The sequence below is a fragment of the Brevibacillus sp. NRS-1366 genome (assembly GCF_050467985.1).
In genome coordinates this window covers 161,227-181,634 of the sequence record NZ_JBITPN010000021.1, presented here as the reverse complement: position 1 = coordinate 181,634, position 20,408 = coordinate 161,227, and the positions used below count along the sequence as shown (strand labels likewise).

The 20,408-nt window shown below is 51.8% G+C and carries 21 protein-coding genes; 16 read left to right on the top strand and 5 right to left on the bottom strand.

The features are described 5' to 3' along the window. Positions 1-10: 10 nt before the first annotated feature. The 13 genes from ACIFQN_RS15115 (at position 11) to ACIFQN_RS15055 (ending at position 12,869) form a co-directional block, all read left to right on the top strand. Entirely contained in the window at positions 11-892 is an 882-nt protein-coding gene (locus ACIFQN_RS15115) for a branched-chain amino acid ABC transporter permease (RefSeq protein ID WP_429833862.1), read from the top strand. After that, positions 892-1,914: a branched-chain amino acid ABC transporter permease gene (locus tag ACIFQN_RS15110; RefSeq protein WP_429833861.1), complete on the top strand. Its 1,023-nt coding sequence runs from the start codon at positions 892-894 to the stop codon at positions 1,912-1,914. Before ACIFQN_RS15115 ends, ACIFQN_RS15110 begins: the two co-directional genes overlap by 1 nt. After that, on the top strand, positions 1,911-2,633 hold the full coding sequence (locus tag ACIFQN_RS15105) for an ABC transporter ATP-binding protein (protein ID WP_429833860.1): 723 nt from the start codon (positions 1,911-1,913) through the stop codon (positions 2,631-2,633). Before ACIFQN_RS15110 ends, ACIFQN_RS15105 begins: the two co-directional genes overlap by 4 nt. Then, complete coding sequence (locus ACIFQN_RS15100; RefSeq protein ID WP_429833859.1) at positions 2,626-3,330, top strand: ABC transporter ATP-binding protein; 705 nt, start codon at positions 2,626-2,628, stop codon at positions 3,328-3,330. The genes ACIFQN_RS15105 and ACIFQN_RS15100 overlap by 8 nt, the downstream gene beginning before the upstream one ends. Before the next feature lie 61 nt (positions 3,331-3,391). Beyond that, entirely contained in the window at positions 3,392-4,417 is a 1,026-nt protein-coding gene (locus tag ACIFQN_RS15095) for a zinc-dependent alcohol dehydrogenase (protein WP_429833858.1), read from the top strand. Between the two features lie 35 nt (positions 4,418-4,452). Continuing rightward, the gene (locus ACIFQN_RS15090) at positions 4,453-5,211 is read left to right on the top strand and encodes a glucose 1-dehydrogenase (RefSeq protein WP_429833857.1); all 759 of its coding nucleotides are present in this window, start codon (positions 4,453-4,455) and stop codon (positions 5,209-5,211) included. Between the two features lie 45 nt (positions 5,212-5,256). Beyond that, the gene (locus ACIFQN_RS15085) at positions 5,257-6,237 is read left to right on the top strand and encodes a thiamine pyrophosphate-dependent dehydrogenase E1 component subunit alpha (RefSeq protein ID WP_429833856.1); all 981 of its coding nucleotides are present in this window, start codon (positions 5,257-5,259) and stop codon (positions 6,235-6,237) included. A gap of 29 nt (positions 6,238-6,266) precedes the next feature. Beyond that, the gene (locus tag ACIFQN_RS15080) at positions 6,267-7,250 is read left to right on the top strand and encodes an alpha-ketoacid dehydrogenase subunit beta (protein ID WP_429833855.1); all 984 of its coding nucleotides are present in this window, start codon (positions 6,267-6,269) and stop codon (positions 7,248-7,250) included. A 15-nt stretch (positions 7,251-7,265) separates the two neighbouring features. Continuing rightward, positions 7,266-8,603, top strand: coding sequence for a dihydrolipoamide acetyltransferase family protein (locus tag ACIFQN_RS15075; protein ID WP_429833854.1), 1,338 nt, complete (start codon positions 7,266-7,268; stop codon positions 8,601-8,603). An 8-nt stretch (positions 8,604-8,611) separates the two neighbouring features. Next, the gene (gene lpdA / locus ACIFQN_RS15070; protein ID WP_429833853.1) at positions 8,612-9,994 is read left to right on the top strand and encodes a dihydrolipoyl dehydrogenase; all 1,383 of its coding nucleotides are present in this window, start codon (positions 8,612-8,614) and stop codon (positions 9,992-9,994) included. A 35-nt stretch (positions 9,995-10,029) separates the two neighbouring features. Beyond that, positions 10,030-11,067, top strand: a complete 1,038-nt coding sequence (locus tag ACIFQN_RS15065) for a zinc-dependent alcohol dehydrogenase (protein ID WP_429833852.1) — start codon at positions 10,030-10,032, stop codon at positions 11,065-11,067. 14 nt (positions 11,068-11,081) lie between these two features. Beyond that, positions 11,082-11,867, top strand: a complete 786-nt coding sequence (locus ACIFQN_RS15060) for an SDR family NAD(P)-dependent oxidoreductase (RefSeq protein WP_429833851.1) — start codon at positions 11,082-11,084, stop codon at positions 11,865-11,867. Between the two features lie 186 nt (positions 11,868-12,053). Further along, positions 12,054-12,869, top strand: coding sequence for an alpha/beta hydrolase family protein (locus tag ACIFQN_RS15055; protein WP_429834140.1), 816 nt, complete (start codon positions 12,054-12,056; stop codon positions 12,867-12,869). Here ACIFQN_RS15055 and ACIFQN_RS15050 read toward each other — a convergent pair. The 3 genes from ACIFQN_RS15050 to ACIFQN_RS15040 all read right to left on the bottom strand — a co-directional run bounded on the left by ACIFQN_RS15050 (position 12,866) and on the right by ACIFQN_RS15040 (position 16,262). Further along, positions 12,866-14,686, bottom strand: coding sequence for an ATP-binding protein (locus ACIFQN_RS15050; RefSeq protein WP_429833850.1), 1,821 nt, complete (start codon positions 14,684-14,686; stop codon positions 12,866-12,868). The genes ACIFQN_RS15055 and ACIFQN_RS15050 overlap by 4 nt on opposite strands. Before the next feature lie 5 nt (positions 14,687-14,691). Next, positions 14,692-15,699 (bottom strand): BMP family ABC transporter substrate-binding protein, encoded by a 1,008-nt coding sequence (locus tag ACIFQN_RS15045; protein WP_429833849.1) that lies wholly within the window; start codon positions 15,697-15,699, stop codon positions 14,692-14,694. 179 nt (positions 15,700-15,878) lie between these two features. After that, positions 15,879-16,262, bottom strand: coding sequence for a hypothetical protein (locus tag ACIFQN_RS15040; RefSeq protein ID WP_429833848.1), 384 nt, complete (start codon positions 16,260-16,262; stop codon positions 15,879-15,881). Positions 16,263-16,432: 170 nt separating this feature from the next. On the opposite strand from ACIFQN_RS15040, the gene ACIFQN_RS15035 reads away from it, so the two are divergent. After that, positions 16,433-16,621, top strand: a complete 189-nt coding sequence (locus ACIFQN_RS15035; protein ID WP_429833847.1) for a hypothetical protein — start codon at positions 16,433-16,435, stop codon at positions 16,619-16,621. A 118-nt stretch (positions 16,622-16,739) separates the two neighbouring features. Beyond that, a complete protein-coding gene (locus ACIFQN_RS15030; RefSeq protein ID WP_429833846.1) occupies positions 16,740-17,093 on the top strand; it encodes a response regulator in 354 nt (117 codons plus the stop codon). Between the two features lie 63 nt (positions 17,094-17,156). Here the strand turns inward: ACIFQN_RS15030 and ACIFQN_RS15025 are convergent, their stop codons facing one another. Together ACIFQN_RS15025 and ACIFQN_RS15020 are read right to left on the bottom strand one after the other, a co-directional pair. After that, a complete protein-coding gene (locus tag ACIFQN_RS15025) occupies positions 17,157-18,146 on the bottom strand; it encodes an ornithine cyclodeaminase family protein (protein WP_429833845.1) in 990 nt (329 codons plus the stop codon). Between the two features lie 16 nt (positions 18,147-18,162). Beyond that, positions 18,163-19,461 (bottom strand): MFS transporter, encoded by a 1,299-nt coding sequence (locus ACIFQN_RS15020; RefSeq protein WP_429833844.1) that lies wholly within the window; start codon positions 19,459-19,461, stop codon positions 18,163-18,165. Positions 19,462-19,808: 347 nt separating this feature from the next. Between ACIFQN_RS15020 and ACIFQN_RS15015 the strand changes: the two genes are divergently transcribed. Next, positions 19,809-20,357 (top strand): helix-turn-helix domain-containing protein, encoded by a 549-nt coding sequence (locus ACIFQN_RS15015; RefSeq protein WP_429833843.1) that lies wholly within the window; start codon positions 19,809-19,811, stop codon positions 20,355-20,357. Positions 20,358-20,408 lie beyond the last annotated feature (51 nt).

The following is a 20,408-nucleotide window of genomic DNA, read 5'->3' as shown; positions in this document are numbered from 1 at the left end:
CAACAGTCGAATGCAGTTAGTTCAGGTTCTGATCTCCGGTCTGTTGATCGGCGGCATCTATGCGTTGATCAGCATGGGTCTTAATTTGATTTTAGGTGTCGTCCGCATCATTAATTTTGCCCATGGCGAATTTTTGATGATTGCGATGTATATGAGCTTTGTGTTTTATTCCACGTTTGGCCTGGACCCGTATGTGTCTGCGCCACTTGTGACGATCCTTTTGTTCCTGTTCGGGATGGCGATTCAGCGGGTGATGATCCAGCCGATTCTCGATCAGCCGGCGACCGTGAAAATTTTCGCCACGCTCGGCCTGTCCATCGCCTTGCAAAACTTTGCGCTGATGATGTGGAAAGCTGATTTTCGCAACGTGCAAACGGCCTACCAGACCGATGTCATCCGGCTGGGCGAGGTTGTCATCAGTATTCCGCGGCTGGTTGCGTTTGCTGTCGCAATCCTGATTGCACTCGGTTTGTTCTGGTTTTTGAAACGGACGATGACGGGCAAGGCGATCCGTGCGGTAGCGATGGGACGTACCGCAGCCGCTTTGATGGGGATCAACGTAAAGCGAATCTATTTGCTTGCGTTCGGGATCGGCTCCGCATTGGTCGGTTTGGCCGGTTCGATTCTGATGCCGATTTTCTACGTGTTTCCGACAGTCGGAACGCTGTTTTCGCTCACCGCCTTCGTCGTCGTCGTGCTGGGCGGAATGGGCAGCATGTCCGGCGCATTTCTCGGCGGCCTGCTGATCGGGCTTGTGGAGGCGTTTGCCGGGGTACTGATTTCGCCTGAACTTAAAGAGGCAGTTTATTTCTCGATCTTTATCCTCGTGCTGCTGTTCCGTCCGTCCGGTTTGTTCAGTCTTGGAAAAGGGTCTGAGGAGGTGGGATTGTAATGAAGTTTTTTGGTTCAAAGACCAACGTATCGCTGGCCGTTTTCTTCTTGCTCGCGCTCATTTTGCCATTGCTGGTGGACAACAAGTATTACATGAACATTTTTATTTTGGTGCTGTTCTTTGCGGGGATCAGCGGGTCATGGAACATACTGGCGGGGTATAGCGGGCAATTGTCGCTTGGTCACTCGATTTTTTTCGGGTTGGGACAGTACACATCCACACTGCTGTTGATCAAGCTGGGCGTCTCGCCGTGGATCGGAATGCTGGCGGCATTGGTTCTTTGTATGATTGTCGGGGCCTTGATCGGCTATCCGTGCTTCCGCTTGAAGGGACCGTTTTTTACTCTGGCAACACTCGCTTTTCTCGAAGTGATTCGCCTGCTTGTGTCGTACTTCAAGGACTTCACGAGCGGTGCAGTCGGATTGAACATTCCATTTAAGCCCGGCTGGGGAATGATGATGTTTCGGGGCAAGGAAGAGTATTACTATATTGCGCTTGGCATTTTGTTCGTTGTTCTGGCTGTTACGTACTGGATTGACCGGAGCAAAATAGGTGCTTATCTGATTGCCATCCGCGAAAATGAGGAAGCGGCGGAGATGCTGGGCATTCCGATCAGCCGCTACAAAATGTACGCCGTGCTGATCAGCTCGGGCTTGGCCGGAATTACTGGTGTGTTTTATGCTCAATATTTGCTCTTTGTCGAACCGGCATCTGCTTTTGACATGAACCTGTCCATTCAGGTAGCGCTCATCGCCATCATCGGTGGAATGGGAACCGTGCTGGGACCGGTGATCGGCGCGATTTTGATGGTGCCGCTCAACGAAGTTCTTCGCTCCACCTTTTCGGGATACAACGGTCTGAATTTCTTCATCTACGGGATTGTTCTGATTCTCGTTGTTTCGTTCATTCCAAACGGCATCCTGCCGACCATCTCTGACAAATACAAGAGCTACAAGCAAAGACGGAAGAAGGCAACGGAAATCGCGCCGAACGTCCAGGTGGAAAGGAGAGGAAGGCTTTGATTTTACAGGTAAACAATGTCACCAAGCATTTTGGCGGGATTAAGGCCGTAAACGGTGTCAGCTTCAATGTCAACGATCGGGAAATCGTCGGCATCATCGGTCCGAACGGCGCGGGCAAAACAACCGTGTTCAATCTCATCTCAGGGGCATTTCCGGTAACATCGGGTTCGGTCGTTTTTCAGGGCGAGGAAATTACGAACCAGAAGGCCAATCTGATTTGCAAAAAAGGGATTGGCCGTACCTTTCAGATCGTCAAACCGTTCGGCAGCATCAGCGTGCTGGAAAACGTGATGGTCGGTTCGTACAACTGGACGTCGCGACCGCGCGAAGCCCGTGAGTATGCGCTGGAAATTTTGGAGAAGGTCGATTTGGTGCATCGCAAGGATGATGTGGCGAAAAGCTTGACGATTGCCGACAAAAAGCGTCTGGAAGTAGCGAAGGCGCTTGCGACAAAACCGAAGCTGCTGCTGCTCGACGAAGTGATGGCAGGCTTGAACCCGAGCGAAGTCAGCGAAATCATTCCGGTGATCGGCAATCTCGTAAACGACGGGATCAGCCTCGTGATCATCGAGCATATCATGGCGGTCATCATGGAGCTGTCCCACAAGGTGGTCGTGATCCACCACGGCGAGAAGATTACGGAAGGATCGCCACAGGAAGTAACGAGCGATCCGAAAGTAATCGAGGCATACCTGGGGGAGGCGGTTACGAGTGCTTAAGGTGCAAAACATCGAGCTTTTTTACGGCGAGGTACAGGCGTTGTGGGATGTATCGCTGGAGATCAAGCAAGGCGAGGTCGTTGCTCTGGTCGGAGCGAACGCAGCCGGCAAGTCAACGACGATCAATGCGATATCCGGTACGGAAAGAATCTCCGGCGGCAAAATTTTGTTCGAGGACGAGGAGATTCAAACGCTCGATTCACATGAGATCGTGGATCGAGGAATCATCCAGGTGCCGGAGGGGCGCAAGCTGTTTTCCTTCATGACGATTGAAGAAAACCTGGAACTCGGTGCGTACAGCAAACGGGGCAGAAAAGATATGAAAAAAAATCTGGAGATGGTTTATCATCTCTTTCCCATCTTGAAAGAGCGAAGCAAGCAGATGGCAGGCTCGATGAGCGGCGGACAGCAGCAAATGTGCGCCATTGGCCGAGGGCTGATGTCCAACCCAAAGCTCTTGATGATCGACGAGATGTCACTTGGTCTGGCGCCGATTCTCGTCACGAAGCTGTTTGAAGTGATGCGAGAGATTACGCAGCTAGGCATCACGGTCATGCTAGTGGAACAGAACGTCAACCACTCGCTGGCGATGGCGGACAAAGGCTTTGTACTGGAAAATGGTCGTGTCACGATGTCAGGGGTTGCCCAGGACCTGCTGCACGATCCGCATCTGAAAGCAGCGTATCTCGGCATGTAAAACCGAAAAGCAGCAGCAGCGGCTGTTTTCATCAACCCCATAACGGAAGGAAGATTTTCACATGATGAAGGCGATCGTCAAAACGGCTCGTCAGGCGGGTCACCTGGAGCTGCGGGAAATGGAGCTTCCACAGCCCCAAGCGGGGGAAGTGCGAGTTCGGGTAAGGGCTGCCTCCATTTGCGGAAGCGATATTCATGCCTACCATTACGATCCTTCCTATTGGTTTATGACCGTGCCGGTCGTGCTGGGACATGAATTTGCTGGCGTGGTCGACGCTGTCGGGGAGGGCGTGGATACGGTAAAGCTGGGCGAGCGGGTAACGGTCGAAGCGATCCATTATTGCGGCGAGTGCAGATCGTGCAGGGAGAACAACCGTCACATCTGCGAGCGGTTCCAGGTCATCGGACTGCACAAAAACGGCGGCTTTGCCCATTATGTGTGTGTGCCGCAGCAGTTCATCCACCCCCTACCAGCCGAATTGAAGCTGGAGCAGGCGGCGGTGGTGGAACCGTTGTCCATCGCGGTCCACGCCGTATACGACCGATTGAAAGCAGAGCGTGGGCAGACGGTTGCCGTGTTTGGGCCAGGACCGATCGGGATGTTTACTGCGCAGGTACTGAAAAGCGCAGGTTACATCCCGGTGCTGTTCGGCATTGATTCTGACGAAAAGACGCGCCTTCCTGCCGCCCGTGCACTTGGCATTGCCACGGTTAATCTTTCGCAAGGGATCCAGGAAGCACTGTCCGGGCTTGGCATCGAACGATTTGATCATGCCGTCGATTGCTCCGGCAGTTCGCAGGCGGTCGAGCAGGGGCTTGCGGTCTTGAAAAAGGGCGGCAGCCTGACGCTGGTCGGACTGTTCAAGGATCGGGCGGACATCGACTTTTCGCAGCTCGTGAGGAATGAGATCAGCCTGGTCGGCAGCTATTCGTCTACCTCCGCCAATTACCACGAGGCGATCAGACTGTTGGTCGATGGCGAGGTACGGGTTGACAACTTGCTTACCTATTATCCGCTCGAGGAGTATGAACAGGCGTTCCAAGAGGCGATGGACAAAAATTGCATCAAACCGGTATTGCTCATGTAACGCTTTGAAATATACAGGATTGGAGAAGAATTCATATGCAACTGTTTGAATTGAATGGAAAGACCGCGATCGTTACTGGTGGCGGCAGAGGGCTGGGACGCGGAATCGCGCTCGGACTGGCCCAAGCCGGGGCAGATATCGCGCTGATCAGCCGGACAAGGCAAGAATTGGTTGAGACCGCAGCGGAAATCGAAGCATTGGGAAAAAAATGCTTGTATCAGGATATGGATATTCGCGATAGGGAAGCGCTTGGTCAGTTTGTGAAGCAGGTTGCCCAAGAGCAGGGGCATATCGATGTGCTCGTCAACGGAGCCGGCCTGAATGTACGAAACACCGTACTGGATACGAAAGAGGACGACTGGGATTATGTGATGGACATTAACCTGAAAAGCGTACTGATTGCAAGCCAGACGGTGATCCCTTACATGCAGGAACAAAAAAGCGGCAAGATCATCAATATCGCCTCGCTGACAAGCGAATTGGGCTTCAAGGGGATGGCCGCCTACTGCGCGAGCAAGGGCGGGGTTGCCCAGTTGACCAAGGCGATGGCGGTCGAGCTTGCGGAAGACGGCATTTGCGTCAATGCGATTGGCCCAGGCTATTTCCGCACGAAAATGACGGAAAGGCTGTTTCAAAACGATGACACGACAAAATGGATGCTGTCCCGTATACCGTTGGGCCGTACGGGAGACTACCAGGATTTGTGCGGCACCGCCATTTTCTTGGCGTCAACGGCTTCCGACTATATTACTGGACAAACCATTTACGTTGATGGCGGCTGGTTGGCATCGTAAGCTCCACAAGCGTAAAAACAAGCTGGATTCGAGGGAGGTAATCGTATGACGGGAACTGCCAAACTGCTTGCGGATAACGACAAGCTGACACATTTGCTATACCAAATGGAGCTGATTCGCTCCTTTGAAGAAAAAGTGGAGAAATTGTTCCAACAAGGAAAAATCCACGGAACGATGCACCTGTGCATCGGCCAGGAAGCTACTGCAGTCGGCGTGTGCGCCATACTGGAGAATCGCGACAAAATTATCACCACCCACCGCGGGCATGGGCATTGCATCGCCAAAGGAACCGATATCAACCGGATGATGGCCGAGCTGCTTGGCCGAGAAACCGGCCACTGCAAAGGCAAGGGCGGCTCCATGCATATCGCTGATTTAGACAAAGGGAATCTGGGGGCAAACGGAATTGTTGCTGCCGGGCTTCCGATCGCCACCGGTGCGGCTCTCACGTCGGTCATGAAACAGCTCGGATATGTGGTCGTCTGCTTTTTCGGCGATGGAGCCTCGAATGAAGGCGCGTTTCATGAAGCGTTGAACCTGGCGGCTGTCTGGGATTTGCCGGTCATCTTTTTCTGCGAGAACAATCAGTACGGCATGTCCGGCTCGATCAAGGAAATGGTGAGAATCGAGCATATCGCGGACAGGGCGGCAGCCTACGGCATTCCTGGCAAAGTGGTGGACGGCAACGATATCATCGCCGTGATGGAAACGATGGAAGAGGCGGTTGCCCGGGCACGTAGAGGCGAAGGTGCGACGCTGATCGAAGCGAAAACATACCGCTGGCGCGGACACTCGCGCAGCGATGCACGAAAATACCGGACTCGTGAAGAAGAGGCCGAATGGCGCACACAGCGCGATGCAATCGCCAACTTCCGCGACCGCCTGATGGCTGACGGGGTGATTACTGAAGCGGATTGGCAGACGATTCAGGCAAGGGTGCAGCAGGAGATTGAAGAAGCGGTGACGTTTGCAGAGGAAAGTCCGATGCCGTCTTTCGATTCATTGGAACAAGACGTATACGCATGAACGGATTAGCCGAAAGGTGTGGAACGAGAATGAGAGAAATTACGTATTTGGAAGCGGTTCGTGAGGCCATGTGCCAGGAAATGAGAAGCAACCCGGATGTATTTATCATGGGTGAGGATATCGGCATTTACGGCGGAGCATTTGGCGTCACCAACGGCATGATCGAGGAGTTCGGACAACAGCGGGTTCGCAACACGCCGATTTCGGAAGCGGCGATCAGCGGCTGCGCGGTAGGAGCGGCGGTTACCGGCATGAGACCGATTCTTGAACTGCAATTTTCCGACTTCATCACGATTGCAACCGACAATATCGTCAACCAGGCAGCCAAGCTGCGCTATATGTTTGGCGGAAAAGGAAAGGTGCCGATTGTCGTTCGCACGCCCGCCGGTTCAGGCGCAGGGTTCGCGGCACAGCACTCGCAAAGTCTGGAGGCATGGATGGCGCACATTCCTGGCTTGAAAGTCGTGCAGCCGTCTACCCCGCATGATGCCAAAGGGCTGATGAAAACAGCGATCGATGACGACAATCCGGTGCTGTTTTACGAGCACAAGCTACTTTACGGCTTCAAGGGAGATGTCCCGGCCGAGTCTTACTCCATCCCGTTTGGAGTGGCGGATATCAAAAAGGCAGGCAGCGATGTCACGATCGTCGCCACCGGTATCATGGTGCACCGCGCACTGGAAGCAGCCAAGCAGTTGGAGAAAGACGGAATCAGTGCAGAGGTCATTGACCCGCGGACCCTCGTGCCGCTCGATGAGGAAGCGATCATCCGCTCCGTGAAGAAAACAGGCCGTGTGGTCGTCGTTCATGAAGCGGTCAAACGGGCCGGATTTGGCGCAGAGATCGCCAGTATCATCGCGGAGAGCGAAGCGTTCGACTATCTCGATGCACCGATCATGCGTGTCGGCGGTCTTGCGATTCCGGTTCCCTACAATCCCTTGCTGGAGAAAAAAGCAGTACCACAAGTGGAGGATATTGTCCAGGCGGCTGCATCGACGATCCATCATCGCTAAAGGGGGGAACGGATAATGGCAACGGAAGTGTTGATGCCCAAAATGGGGGCAACGATGGAGAGCGGGACGATCATCCGCTGGTTCAGGCAGACAGGCGAGACGGTTGAGGCCGGGGAGCCGCTCGTCGAGATCATGACCGACAAGATAAATATCGAAGTGGAAGCGGACATCTCCGGCGTTCTGCTCAAGGTGAACCACGAGGCCGATGAAGTGGTCGAGGTCGGCGTAGTTATCGGCTATATCGGCCAGGTGGGAGAGCAAGTCGGTGAAGCAGCCAAGCCGGATTCTGCCACAGCAGCACAGACATATACGGAGCTGCAGCAGACAGATGCTGGCGACGTGGCTTCGCAAGCGGCGGAATCAGACGTGCCTGCCGGACGGGTGCGCAAAACGCCGGCCGCACGCAAATTGGCCGCAGAACAAGGAATCGATCTTCACAGCGTGAAAGGAACCGGACCATCCGGTCGCATTCAGCGTACAGATGTGGAAGCGCACATCGCGAGCGATCCTGTAATGAAGGCAACTTCACTTGCCCGCAAGATTGCTGCCGACAGAGAGATTGAACTTGCCACGATTGAAGGCTCAGGGGTCAACGGCAAAATCATGCGTGACGACGTGATCGGACAGTTGCAGAAAAAGCACGCTACGACGGATTCCGTGGCACCAGCCGAGCGAATTAAGCTGGAGGGGATGCGCAAGGTAATTGCCCAGCGCATGGGACAAAGCGCCTTTACCGCTCCGCACGTCACGCTGGTCAGCGAAGTGGATATGTCGGACGCGATGCGCATGCGCAAGGAGCTTTTGCCTGTGGTTGAAAAAGCGACCGGACAGCGTCTTTCCTATACGGAGATCATCGTGAAATTCGTCGCGCTTGCCCTGTGCAAGCATCCGTTGGTGAATGCCTCGCTACAGGGCGATTACATCGTGATGAACCGCCAGGTAAACGTCGGACTGGCCGTAGCGGTACCAAACGGGTTAATGGTTCCGGTCATCACGGACGCCGACCGGAAGGGACTTGCTGAACTTACTGCCGAATGCAAGAAGCTTGGCGGTTTGGCCCGCGCAGGCAAATTGACGCCGGATTTGCTCAAGGGCGGAACATTTACGATTAGCAATCTCGGCATGTATGCAGTGGATGCCTTTACGCCGATCATCAACCAGCCGGAGTCGGCCATCCTCGGAGTGGGCCGCATCACGGAAAAAGCGGTAGGCGTCAACGGCACTATCCAGCTGCGCCCGATGATGACGCTCAGCCTGTCGTTTGATCATCGCGTGATGGACGGCGCTCCGGCTGCGGCATTTTTGACCGAGCTGAAGCAACTTCTGGAAAATCCATTTCAAGCACTCATATAGGTGAAGCCATGAAAACATATGATGTCGTTATTGTCGGCGGCGGGCCTGGCGGTTACGTAGCCGCCATTCGCGCTGCCAAGTCAGGATGTACGGTTGCATTGGTGGAAGCGGATCATATCGGAGGAACGTGCCTCAATCGGGGCTGCATCCCCTCCAAGACGCTGCTTCGCCATGCCGAAGCGATCGAGCTGATCAAGCAGGCAAAAGAATGGGGCATCGAAACCGGCGAGATGAGCTTTTCTCTGGAGAAGATGATGACGCGCAAAGATCAGGTGATCAAGCGTCTGCGGACCGGGATCGGGTCTTTGCTCAAGGCGGGAAAAATCGAGCTGTATCAAGGAATTGGCACCGTTGGCGAGGATCGCATCGTCTCCGTGAAAACCGCTGAATCGAGGGTGTTGCTGGCAGCGGGCAAAGTCATTCTCGCAACCGGATCGGTCCCGTTTGTCCCACCCATTCCCGGGGCGGATACAGTGAGGATTCAAACGAGCGATACGATCTTTGATCTAACTGCGATTCCGAAATCGATCGTGATCGTTGGCGGCGGGGTAATTGGCGTGGAGTTCGCCTGCATTTTTGCCAGCCTGAATACAGAGGTAACGATTGTGGAGATGGCGGAAACGATTGTGCCGAGCGAAGCCGGCGAGGTGACGGCGGTGCTGCACAAGGCGCTAAAGAAAAAACGGGTCAACATTTTGACCGGGGCTAAGGTAAAGGAATTGGGGCAGGCAGATGGCTGCAAGCAGGTGATTGTGGAAACCAGCTCGGGTCAGACGCAAACGATACCAGCAGACGAAATTCTCGTTGCAGTCGGAAGAAGACCCAACCTTTCGGCGATTCAACGCTTGCCATTACAAATGAAAGGGCCGTTCGTCGCCGTCAACAAGCGGATGGAGACGTCTTTGCCAGGGATTTACGCTGTCGGCGACCTGATCGGCGGATGGCAGCTTGCCCATGTCGCCAGTGCGGAAGGGCTGGTCGCCGCCGCCAATGCTGCCGGTCTTGCCGAAGAGATCGATTACCGAGCCGTTCCCCGTTGCGTTTACACCCAGCCGGAAATAGCCAGCGTCGGTCTGACCGAACAGGAAGCGCGCGAAAAAGGCTACAAGGTGAAAACGGAGGTCCACCATTTTTCCGGAAGCGGCAAAGCGCTGGCGATGGATGAAAAGGAAGGCTTCGTCAAAATTATTGCCGACGAAACGTACGGCGAGATTTTGGGCGTTGTCATGGTTGGCGCTCATGTGACGGAAATGATTTCGGAGGCAACGGCGTTCATTCATTTGGAAGGAACGGTCGAGGAGCTGTCCAACATGATTCACCCGCACCCGGCTCTGGCGGAAAGCCTGTACGAGGCAGGAGCGGCCTGGATGGGCAAAGGGGTTCACAAATAACCGAGAGGTAAAGAACGACCGGGAGAGGACGCGTCATGAAAGCATTGGTAAAAACAAAACCAGGTCCGGGCCATCTGGAGCTGCTGGACATACCAGAGCCAGCTTGCCCGCCGGAGGGCGTCAAGATCAAGATTGCCTACAGCGGAATTTGCGGAACCGACCTGCATATTCGGCACGACAGCTTTCCGCATATACCGCCTGTTGTCCTTGGGCATGAATTTGCCGGAGTTGTTGATGAAGTGGGGGAACACGTTTCTCGGGTCAAGCATGGAGATCGCGTGCTTGTCCTGCCTTCCACGGCGGTAACGTGCGGCACCTGCGAATATTGCAAAACTGGCTATTACTGGTTTTGCTCCGGTCGTCGCGGTATGGGCATCGGGGTAAACGGCAGCTTTACGCAATATGCGGTGGTCCGTGAAGACATGGTATTTTTGCTGCCTGAGCATTTGTCGCTGGAGGAAGCGGCTTTGGGGGAAGCGTTCGCTGCGGCGGTTCAAGCGATTGAAGAGCTGACCACGATCGGCGTGGGTGACACGGTGCTGCTTTCCGGGCCGGGGCCAATCGGCTTGCTCTGCCTGGCGCTTTTGCGGCTCAAAGGCTGCAAAACGATTGTCGCCGGGACAAACGCTGATTCCATTCGCCTTGCGATTGCCAGGGAGATGGGAGCCGATCTTGTCGTCAATGTCGAAGCCGAATCGATCCACGCGATCATCGAGCGGGAAACGGCGGGCAAAGGCGTTGATGTTGCGGTGGAGTGCGCTGGTGCAGGCGCTTCGGTCGCCACCTGCTTGAAAGCGGTCAAAAAGCTGGGACGCTACGTACAGGTCGGCATCCTCGGCAAAGAGATTATGGTTGATTTCGATACGATTCTGTACAAGCAGCTGCAAGTATTCGGCTCAGGCGCCCATTCGCAGAAAACGTGGGAGAAGATGATGAGAATACTGGAGCAGGGCAAAGTCGACCTGTCCCCAATCATCACGCACAAAATTCCGCTCAGCGACTGGGAGCATGGCTTTGTGCTTTGCGAACGCAAAGAGGCAGGCAAGGTGCTTCTCTATTACGATCAGGGATGAGTGGTGAATCAAGGATGAAATACGTACTAGATGCGCAAGGAAAAGTAGCGATTGTAACGGGTGCTGCAAGCGGCATTGGCCGCGAGATCGCTTCCGAGTTGCTTGCTGCCGGTGCCCATGTCGTAGCTGCCGATCTGGATGGTGCAAAGCTTGCGGAGGTGTTTCCACAAGAAACGTTTGCCAACGTGACAACCGTTGCCGCGAACGTGTGCGTTGCAGGTGAACGGAAAAAAATACTGGAAGCGGCGCTGGTGCAGGGCGGAGTCGATTATTTGGTCAATTCGGCGGGAATTGTTCGGACGAGCGACATTTTTTCCGTTTCCGAGGAAGAATGGGACCTGATCCAGAACGTAAACGCCAAATCGTGCTTTTTCATGTGCCAGCTGATCGGCAATTACTGGCGGCAAAACGGCGAAACAGGGGCGATTGTCAACTTCTCCTCGTCTGCTGGAAAAACAGCGAGCACGACGCCGATCGCTCCGTACAATGCCAGCAAGGCAAGTGTGATCGCCGTCACCAAAAGCTTTGCCCACGCCTTGGCCCCGTATGCCTGCCGAGTCAATTGCGTCTGCCCGGGCCTGATCAACACCCCGATGCAGCAATCGTTGAAAAACGGTCTCTCTCACGGCGGGGATGCAGAGGAAGCGGAAGTCGCCAAGCGCCGCGTCGCGATGGTGCCGCTCGGACGGGAAGGGAACGTTGAGGAAGTATCGCGGGTCGTATGCTTCCTGCTGTCGGACGGGGCCGGATATATGACAGGGCAGGCCGTCAACATTACCGGCGGCATGGTGATGTATTAATAAAACATATGCTACCTAACGGAGGAAGTCTGTACGTATTGGGGAATTTCGGAGGAAACCCTTTCGCACAGACAAGCCTCCTTTTTACATTCCATGGGTGTATCAAAAATTAGAAATGGATGTCCCTGATGGAGGAAGGTTACAATTGAAAAGGAGAAGTTAGAAGAGAGAGGAATCGTGGGCAGGATGCAGCTCGATTTTGCTCCATTTGTTGCCGTTACCCCCGAGGAGACGGTCACACCAGGAGTTTTGCTTTTTACAGTCAGCTATTATAGCCAGGACCTGCTGGTGTACGCAGCGCTGGCAGTTCCCGAATCCTTTTTACAGGAAGAGGCGTCATTGCCTGCCTTGTTGTATTGCCGCGGCGGGATAAAGGGTGTCGGCCGCGTAAGACCGGAGCGGATCAGTCAGATGGCTTCTTTTGGCTACGTGGTTCTCGCCCCTCATTACCGAGGCAACGAAGGCGGGGAAGGGCGCGACGAATTTGGCGGTGCAGATCGCCACGATGTGTTTACTGCGTACACTGCGCTTCGCGAATTAAAGGGAGTCGACAGAGAGAGAATCAGCGTATACGGCTTTTCCCGCGGGGGCGTCATGGCCTTGTTTGCTGCGATGGAGTGCGAGGGGATTTTGGCTGCTGTGGTGTGGGGAGGCGTCAGCGACATGTTTTTGACGTACGAGGAAAGGGTGGATCTGCGGCGGATGCTGCGTCGGCTCGTCGGCCATCCGCGCAAGCAGGAGGATGCGTATCGCTATCGTACCCCCTTGTTTCGCGTGGCAGAGATTGCTTGCCCCGTATTGATCATTCATGGGACGGCAGATGAAAATGTGGGGATCGAGCACGCCCACAGGCTGGCAAATGCCTTATCACAAGCTGGAAAGCCGTATGAAATATGGCTGGCAGAAGGCGCCAGCCATTTATTCAAGGGAGAAGATATCGAAAGCTATACCCGAAGAATGTTTGCCTGGTTAGAAAACCAAGCGAACACGCCTCATTCTTAATCGACGCTCGGCGTTAGCGGCAAGGAAATAATGATTTCCGTCCCTTTTCCGAGCTTGCTGTTCACTTGCAGCTCTCCGCCGTGGTTTTCTACCATTCTGCGGGAAATTGGCAGACCGAGCCCCGTTCCATCTTCTTTCAAAGAAAAGAACGGATCAAAAATGCGGACGAGATACTCTGGGGAGATACCTTCTCCGGTATCGCGAACGTGAATATGCACAGCTTTTTCGTCAAGGCGGCTTTCAATCTCCAGAATGCCGCCTTCTTTCATGGACTCAATACTGTTTTTCATCAAATTCAGCAAAATTTGCTTCAGTTGCTCCACATCCACATGAATCCGTATGTCCGGACTGCAGCGATCCACGATTTGGATTCCGTGCAGCATCGCTTCTGCATTCATCAATGGCAGAATGGAATGAATCACACCAGTGAGAGCTACCTCCCGATAGTCCGGTCTAGATGGCTTGGAGAGCATCAGCAGCTCTGTGACGATCCTGTTGACTCGCTCAATTTCTTGCAAAATGAGAGGGAGGTAGTGGAGATCCCGTTCCTCTGTGGGTAATCGCTGTTCCAAGAGCTGAATAAATCCGTATATGACCGTTAGCGGATTGCGAATCTCGTGGGCAGCTCCTGCGGCGAGTTGACCTACCATCGCCAGCTTTTCCGACTGATTCAAATATTCCTGAAGCTGCTCCTGTTCCGTAATATCCAAAAAGGCGACCATCCAGCCGGTTTCTTGGTCATGCTGGTGATTATGCAGGGGAATGTAGGAAACCAAAGCGATAAACGGCGTATTGTCTTGCTTGAACAAAGTCATTTTTCGGTTGACGAACCAGGGAGCATTGTCTGCTCCTGACGATGCTGCCAAAGAATCTTTTGTAACTGGGTAGCCTACCTCATCCAGCTTTACGAGGTGCTTGGCCAGTTGGTTGACGTGGATGTCGGCTGCCGCATAGGGACGGGTAATAATTCCGACTGGAAGCGAGTTTAAGATTTGCTCGCGAACATTCCTCTCCTCCGTCAAAATACGGCGCTGCTCCTCATCTTGGGTAAACAGACTGGAGATGCTGCTGGACATTTTGTTGAACTCTTGAGCCAGCTCCCAGAACTCGTCTTTATTGTTGTAGACGATTTGCTGGCCAAAGGTTCCCTTGGATACCTCCCGTGCTTGCTGCATGAGAGATTCAATGGGACGCAGTAGTTCATTGCGAAAATAAAACGTGCAGAACAAACCGAAAAGAATCGACGCTACTGAAACGGTATACGTTAAGATAAGCGATACCTCGATGCTATCGTTGGTTCGCTGAAATTCTTTGTTTGTCTTGTATTCGAGCTGATTCAGCGAAAAGGAGAGGTCACGCTCCAACTGATCCATCAGCGGCTGCACCTCATGCGTTAAAACATAGCTGACGGCAGGTACGTTATTCGCCTTCAAGAGTGGATTAATCTTATTCAGGAATAAAAAGTCCAGCTTCGAAATAGACTCGATAATCGAAAATAGCCCACTGTTCTCTGCCGTTTGGGTAATAGACGCAAAACGGGATGTATCAATAAGATTCGTATAATACTGATCCAGGTATGACTGATCACGAGTCAAGGTGTAAGTCTTGAGAGCGTATGCTTTGGTGTAAATCTGATTCTTTACCTCCAAAAGAGCGCTTGTCTGCGGCAACACATTTTGGGTGAGATGCATTTCATCAGACGTTACTTTCGTCATCTGATAGCTAAATAAAGTCGTAATACAGCCGATCAAAAGCATCATGACGAGATAGCTGAGCATCATTTTCTTCTGGAATCCCAGATTTCTGAATAAGGACATGCCAATTATCCTCCAGATGAACCGTGGGGCTCGGTAAGTCGTTTTACCTCACGATTGATTTCTTCGCGAATTTTTTCCGGTACCATGGGACCGAATGGGCTGAGATGATTTACGCCTTCTGCAAGTCCGTAAATGACCTGTCCGCTCGGCAGCTTGTTTTGTACATACTGCTCCATAATGATGCGGTAGCATTGGCGGACATCCTGGATCATCGAAGCGAGTACGTAATCCGGAGCGATGTAGCGCTGGTCGGCAATATACCCGATTGTGTACACTTTGGCGTGCTGCGCTTCCGTAATGACCGCGAGATTGAAGCTGTCCCCCGTGGTATAAATGACATCGACGCCTTGGTCAATCATCTGCCGCGTGACCTTTACCGCACCGTCAATATCGCTAAAGTCAGGGACAGTCTCAATGACCACCTTCGTTTTCGCAGAGACGCTTTTTACGCCCTCGAGAAAGCCTTCAGCCTGGTCCATTTCTGGTGGCTTGTCTACGAGAATGTAGCCCACCTTGCCAGCTTTGGACATTTTGGCTGCCAGCACCCCAACCAGATGTCCCGTAGGTTTCATATCGTAACGGATGGTAGTCTGGTTTTTGTGAGGTGCTTCGCCATTAAAGGATACAAAGCGTGAACGCGGATGTTTGGGAGCTACCTCCGTAAATGGTCTTGAAAAAATAACACCGTGTCCGAGGATCAGATCAAAATCGTTGGCCGCGAACTTTTCAGCCACTTTCGTAATCTGGTCTGGTTTAATATTATTGGCGATCTCCAGCGAGAAGCCGAATCGCTTCTGCATCTCAGTAATACTTTCCAATGCACTGCTATTCCAGCCCTGATCATAGCTTGGGCCTTCCAAGAGCAGAGCGACACGCAATTTTTCGGAAGTATGACCACTCTCATTCAGGTCTCGAATATGTTTCATGCTGGTAAAAAACTGACTCGTAATGAGCAGAAGCAGCCCGACAACTAAACCGGCAAACAAGACAGGAAATAGCTGCAGCTTAGGCATGGGATGATTCCTCCAAATAGTTGGCTATTAGGCGCCTTTGGGCTGACCTAACATTCATTATGAAAAACAACAATTGAACACACTTCTATGCTAACGGGAAAAAATCCTGCTGGAAAATAGAGAAAACCCGCGCATAATTACGCGGGTTTGTCTTTCACAATAGGCGTGAGGCGGGAAAATTAAAATTTGGTGCCTCGCTGCAAAGCATTTTGGTTGTCGGTCGTATGGGTAATCTGCGGAGACATAGAATAATTAGGCATTGGATAAGGATTTTGGTATTGGTTCAGGGATTGGATTGCTTGCGGCGAAACCTGTCCCTGGTAGACAAGAGCCACAGGAGAAACCTGATTGTTGTAGGCCGTTGTCTTTTCGCTGTAAGGCTGTTGATTGTTGTACATTTGATGAGGTTGTGCGGTAGTGTTCATGTAAGCCTGATTCTGATAAAACGTAGCTTGTTGTTGGTGGAACAAGGCCTGCTGATGATGAGCATCTGCGTGATAGCGGTGCAGTTGTGCGTGCTGTTGATGAGCAAAGGCCCGTTCTTGGTGTTGCCGTGTATGCATCTGCATCTCCTCCAAAACATGCTGTTTTTCGTATACTGTGGCATCCAAGCGCCTTTCAAAGTATGTCCAACTGACAGAGGAACATACAAATAGGAATGCTCAGATGAAGCTGGGGCAGGATAAAGAGGAATACATCTCCTGACAAGGAGAAGGGAAGGGAGGAACGCAATATGGAAAAGGATTGGGTAGAAATATCGCAACCGGAGATTCCAGATGAAGTGAGGCAGGTGGAAATACCGGAGATTGGTGAAACGACTCCTCACCCAAAACCGGAAAGTCCGGTTGCTTCAAATGGAGAAGCGGGGTCCACAGAAGGCGGGGCGGGGGAGTCAACGGAACAGATCGGTTTTATTTCATAATTGTTTGACAATGGGACATGTGTTCGACAAAAGAAGTCATTTTCTCTCGTAGACAAGCTCAGTGATTTCTGCAAAAGTAAGAAGGAGATGCGAGAATGATGCGAGGGGATAGGACAACATGGCCCGATTGCTAATTGTAGACGATGCAGCCTTTATGAGAAGGATGTTGACCGATATGTTGTCTGGACTACATGAGATCTGTGGAGAGGCGAGCAACGGATTGGAAGCAGTAGAACAATACAAGCGACTGAGGCCTGACATTGTCACGATGGATCTCACGATGCCAGTTATGCACGGAATTGATGCCATGAAAGAAATTTTGCATTACGATGAGGAAGCCAAGGTGCTCATCTGTTCGGCCCTTGGGCACAGGCAAAAGGTGTTAGAGGCGATGAAGACAGGAGCGCTTGATTTCGTCGTCAAGCCTTTTCAGAAAGAACAAATACTAGATGCGATCTCACGTCTTGTGTAGCGTTTGAAAAGCCGCCAGTTCCCAAGTGGAATGGCGGCATCCTTTTTTGCTATTCTCTATCGATTACAATGAAATCTCGGTTCCCAGACCCGCTGCTTTGGCAAGCTCATAGACCGTCTTGGCTACAGCCGTATCCAAATAGGCGATCCCTACTGATTTATAGAGGGTGATTTCATCCGCCGTCTCACGTCCCGGCTTATTGCCCGTGAGAATCTCTCCCAATTCGGCGTGCAACTGGTCAAAGCTCCATTCGCCGCGGCTTATTGGGATGAGCAGATCGCCTGCTTCATGCTGGGCACCTTCGAGCGTGTCCACCACGACCTTGCTGCTTCGCTGCAGTGTGGTCAGGTCGACCTCCTGCATGTGTGGGAGAAACGCACCGATGGCGTTGATATGTGTGCCTGGCTGCAAACGAGCGCCATCAAAGAGAGGCGTAGTTGCTTTGGTGCTGCAAATGATGATGTCCGCTTTTTCTACTGCTAGGTTGGCGTCCTCTACTACATAGATTTCTCCTTGCCAATCCGGATACAGGGCGGACAGCTTTTCTTTCAATTCGTCTGCTTTTGCACGTGTACGATTGTACAAAAAGATCTCAGTCAGTGGGCGGACTTCCATTACGGCTTGAATCTGGCCGATCGATTGAGCTCCGCAACCGAGAACGGCGCAGCTGTGTGCATCTTCCTTTGCCATATATTTGGTCGCGACGCCGCTGCTCGCTCCTGTGCGCATAATGGTCAGCAGGCTGGCATCCATCATGGCGACATGCTGTCCGGTTTTCGCCTCGGTCAGGAGAATCACACTCTGCAGTGCCTTGATTCCATGCTGATGATTATACGGGAAAATGCTGATGACTTTCACAGCGATATAATCATCTGACGCTAAATAGGAAGGCATGTATAAGCTCGTACCTTCATATTTAGGATGGTCGATGGCAGTCCGTACGGGAGTAACGACGAGGCCCTGCACATGTTCGCGAAAAACGTGCTCCACGTCTTCCAGACATTGTTTCATCGTATAAATTTGTTCGATATTTTCTCTGCTAAGTACAAGCACAATGGCTCACCCTTTCTTATTCCTCCATATTTAAATCCTTAGTCTCCTTGGTAGCGGATACGGCAATCAAAGAAATGATTCCTGACAGCACGATGTATAGCGCGATCGGAACCCAGGAGTTGAAAGCGCTTAAAAGTGCAGTCGCAATTAATGGCGCAGTACCACCTGCCAAAGCGGCGCCTAGCTGGTAGCCGACTGTTACTCCAGTATACCGCACATTGGTGCTGAAAATCTCAGAGAACATTGTGCCAAGCACTGCTGTAACCGGAGCCCAGAGAATGCCCAGTGCGATGATCGTTGCGACTGTCAACCACAAGGCCGATTTTAAAGACAGTAAGTAAAAATACGGAAAAGCAAACAGCATCATAGCGATCGTTCCACCGATGTACAGCGGTTTTCTGCCGATTTTGTCAGAGAGCTTGCCCATAAAAGGAATCGCGATTGTCGTGACGAGTGTAGCAATCGTGACCGCATTGAGTGCAGTAATTCGGTCATATTCCAAGTACTTCGTTGCGTAGGCAATGATAAAAGTTGAAAAGATGTAGAAGGGACCGGTTTCTACTACTTTGGCACCTACTGCGATCAAGACAGCCTTCCAGTGGTAACGGAAAGTGTCAACGATCGGAACTTTGGCGATGTTGCCACTTTCTTTTGCTGCTTTAAATGCAGGGGTCTCATCAATCCCATTGCGAATCCATAGCCCAACGAAGACAAGGGCAGCGCTCAGAATAAAGGGAACTCGCCAGCCCCAAGACATGAATTGCTCATCAGGCAGTGCACTCATCAGTGAGATGGCAAGCGTGCCGAGCAGCATACCAATGGTGACGCCCATCTGCGGGATACTTCCAAAGAAGCCGCGTCTGCCTTTACCCGAGTATTCAACCGCCAAGAGCAAAGCGCCGCCCCACTCGCCGCCAATACCGAGTCCTTGAATTAAACGCATGAGAACGAGCAAGACAGGTGCCCATATCCCGATCGAATCGTAATCAGGCAATAACCCGATCAACACGGTGGCGCCGCCCATGAGAGACAGGGTCAGCACAAGCGTTTTCTTGCGTCCAATCTTGTCCCCGATGTGGCTGAAGATGATGCCGCCTAAAGGACGGATGAAAAAGGGAAGTCCAAACGAAAGATAAGAGAGCAGTAAGCCTACCGTAGGATCGGTTGAAGGGAAAAACAACTTGTTGAATACGAGTGACGCCATCGTTCCATAAAGAAAAAAATCAAACCATTCAATCGAGCTTCCGATTAAACTGGCTACCAATGCCTTGGTTTGAACCTGTTTAGAAACTCCCGCTTGAAGTTGTTGTGCCATCGTTTCTAAATCCTCCCTTGATGTTATCTGAGATTATGGTGCGAAGTGGGGTACGTATAGCGGGAAAGCTCCTCCTTTCAAAAAATGCGGACTTCGAATGAATTTGAAGTGTTGCTTCAATTAATGAGTGAAGTGACACTTCAATTTTCGGGAATAAAAAAAGAAAATTTCTTCATGCAGCTGGTAATAGTAACGATTATAAAATGTAATGGGAATTGTATCAATAGTGAAAATATGTTTGACGTGGATTTCTTTTTTTCGGTTATCACATGCAGGCAGTAGCTCTTTGCACCTTTTTCAAACAAAGGGTATGATAGACCTATCTTGCTTATTTCGAGGTACGATGAATGGAACCTACTATTGGAAAGCTAATCAAATCGCTGCGTGTCGGGAAAAAAAAGACACTCAAGCAAATATCTGAAAAAACAGAACTCTCGATAAGCTTCTTGTCCCAGGTAGAGCGGGGCAAATCGTCGATTACACTGGAATCCTTGAAGAAAATCTCAGAGGCGCTAGAGGTGAGTCCCAGTTATTTTTTTTCGGAAAATCCCTCCCAAGCGAAGACAAAACTGAGACGAGGAAATCCGGAACCGACGAAACCAACTCCATTTCCATTTGTATATGAAGACTTGTCAGGAGAGCTCGCCAATCCTTCGATGGAGCCGATTCTGGTCACGCTTTTGCCCCATGAATACAAAGGGATCCCTTTTGTGCATAAAGGACAGGAATTCGTCTATGTTCTAGAAGGAGTACTCACTCTCTTGTTTGGTGATGAGGAGCATGACTTGTACCCGGGCGACAGTATTCACATGGAGTCGTCCACACCTCACAACTGGCTTAATCGAACAGGAGAGCGTGTCAGGTTTCTCTGTGTGAATTCGTTAATCAAAGAATGAGGCGCACGGTTCCTGTATAATAGAATGACCTATTTCAGTGCGGTAAAGAGG

Coding starts and splice junctions, on each gene's coding strand:
- ACIFQN_RS15065 (WP_429833852.1), top strand. CDS start 10,030: ATGAAAGCATTGGTAAAAACAAAACCAGGTCCGGGCCATCTGGAGCTG.
- ACIFQN_RS15115 (WP_429833862.1), top strand. CDS start 11: ATGCAGTTAGTTCAGGTTCTGATCTCCGGTCTGTTGATCGGCGGCATC.
- ACIFQN_RS15055 (WP_429834140.1), top strand. CDS start 12,054: ATGCAGCTCGATTTTGCTCCATTTGTTGCCGTTACCCCCGAGGAGACG.
- ACIFQN_RS15095 (WP_429833858.1), top strand. CDS start 3,392: ATGATGAAGGCGATCGTCAAAACGGCTCGTCAGGCGGGTCACCTGGAG.
- ACIFQN_RS15075 (WP_429833854.1), top strand. CDS start 7,266: ATGGCAACGGAAGTGTTGATGCCCAAAATGGGGGCAACGATGGAGAGC.
- ACIFQN_RS15080 (WP_429833855.1), top strand. CDS start 6,267: ATGAGAGAAATTACGTATTTGGAAGCGGTTCGTGAGGCCATGTGCCAG.
- ACIFQN_RS15110 (WP_429833861.1), top strand. CDS start 892: ATGAAGTTTTTTGGTTCAAAGACCAACGTATCGCTGGCCGTTTTCTTC.
- ACIFQN_RS15040 (WP_429833848.1), bottom strand. CDS start 16,262: ATGCATACACGGCAACACCAAGAACGGGCCTTTGCTCATCAACAGCAC.
- ACIFQN_RS15045 (WP_429833849.1), bottom strand. CDS start 15,699: ATGCCTAAGCTGCAGCTATTTCCTGTCTTGTTTGCCGGTTTAGTTGTC.
- ACIFQN_RS15090 (WP_429833857.1), top strand. CDS start 4,453: ATGCAACTGTTTGAATTGAATGGAAAGACCGCGATCGTTACTGGTGGC.
- ACIFQN_RS15085 (WP_429833856.1), top strand. CDS start 5,257: ATGACGGGAACTGCCAAACTGCTTGCGGATAACGACAAGCTGACACAT.
- ACIFQN_RS15060 (WP_429833851.1), top strand. CDS start 11,082: ATGAAATACGTACTAGATGCGCAAGGAAAAGTAGCGATTGTAACGGGT.
- ACIFQN_RS15035 (WP_429833847.1), top strand. CDS start 16,433: ATGGAAAAGGATTGGGTAGAAATATCGCAACCGGAGATTCCAGATGAA.
- ACIFQN_RS15020 (WP_429833844.1), bottom strand. CDS start 19,461: ATGGCACAACAACTTCAAGCGGGAGTTTCTAAACAGGTTCAAACCAAG.
- ACIFQN_RS15015 (WP_429833843.1), top strand. CDS start 19,809: ATGGAACCTACTATTGGAAAGCTAATCAAATCGCTGCGTGTCGGGAAA.
- ACIFQN_RS15050 (WP_429833850.1), bottom strand. CDS start 14,686: ATGTCCTTATTCAGAAATCTGGGATTCCAGAAGAAAATGATGCTCAGC.
- ACIFQN_RS15030 (WP_429833846.1), top strand. CDS start 16,740: ATGGCCCGATTGCTAATTGTAGACGATGCAGCCTTTATGAGAAGGATG.
- lpdA (WP_429833853.1), top strand. CDS start 8,612: ATGAAAACATATGATGTCGTTATTGTCGGCGGCGGGCCTGGCGGTTAC.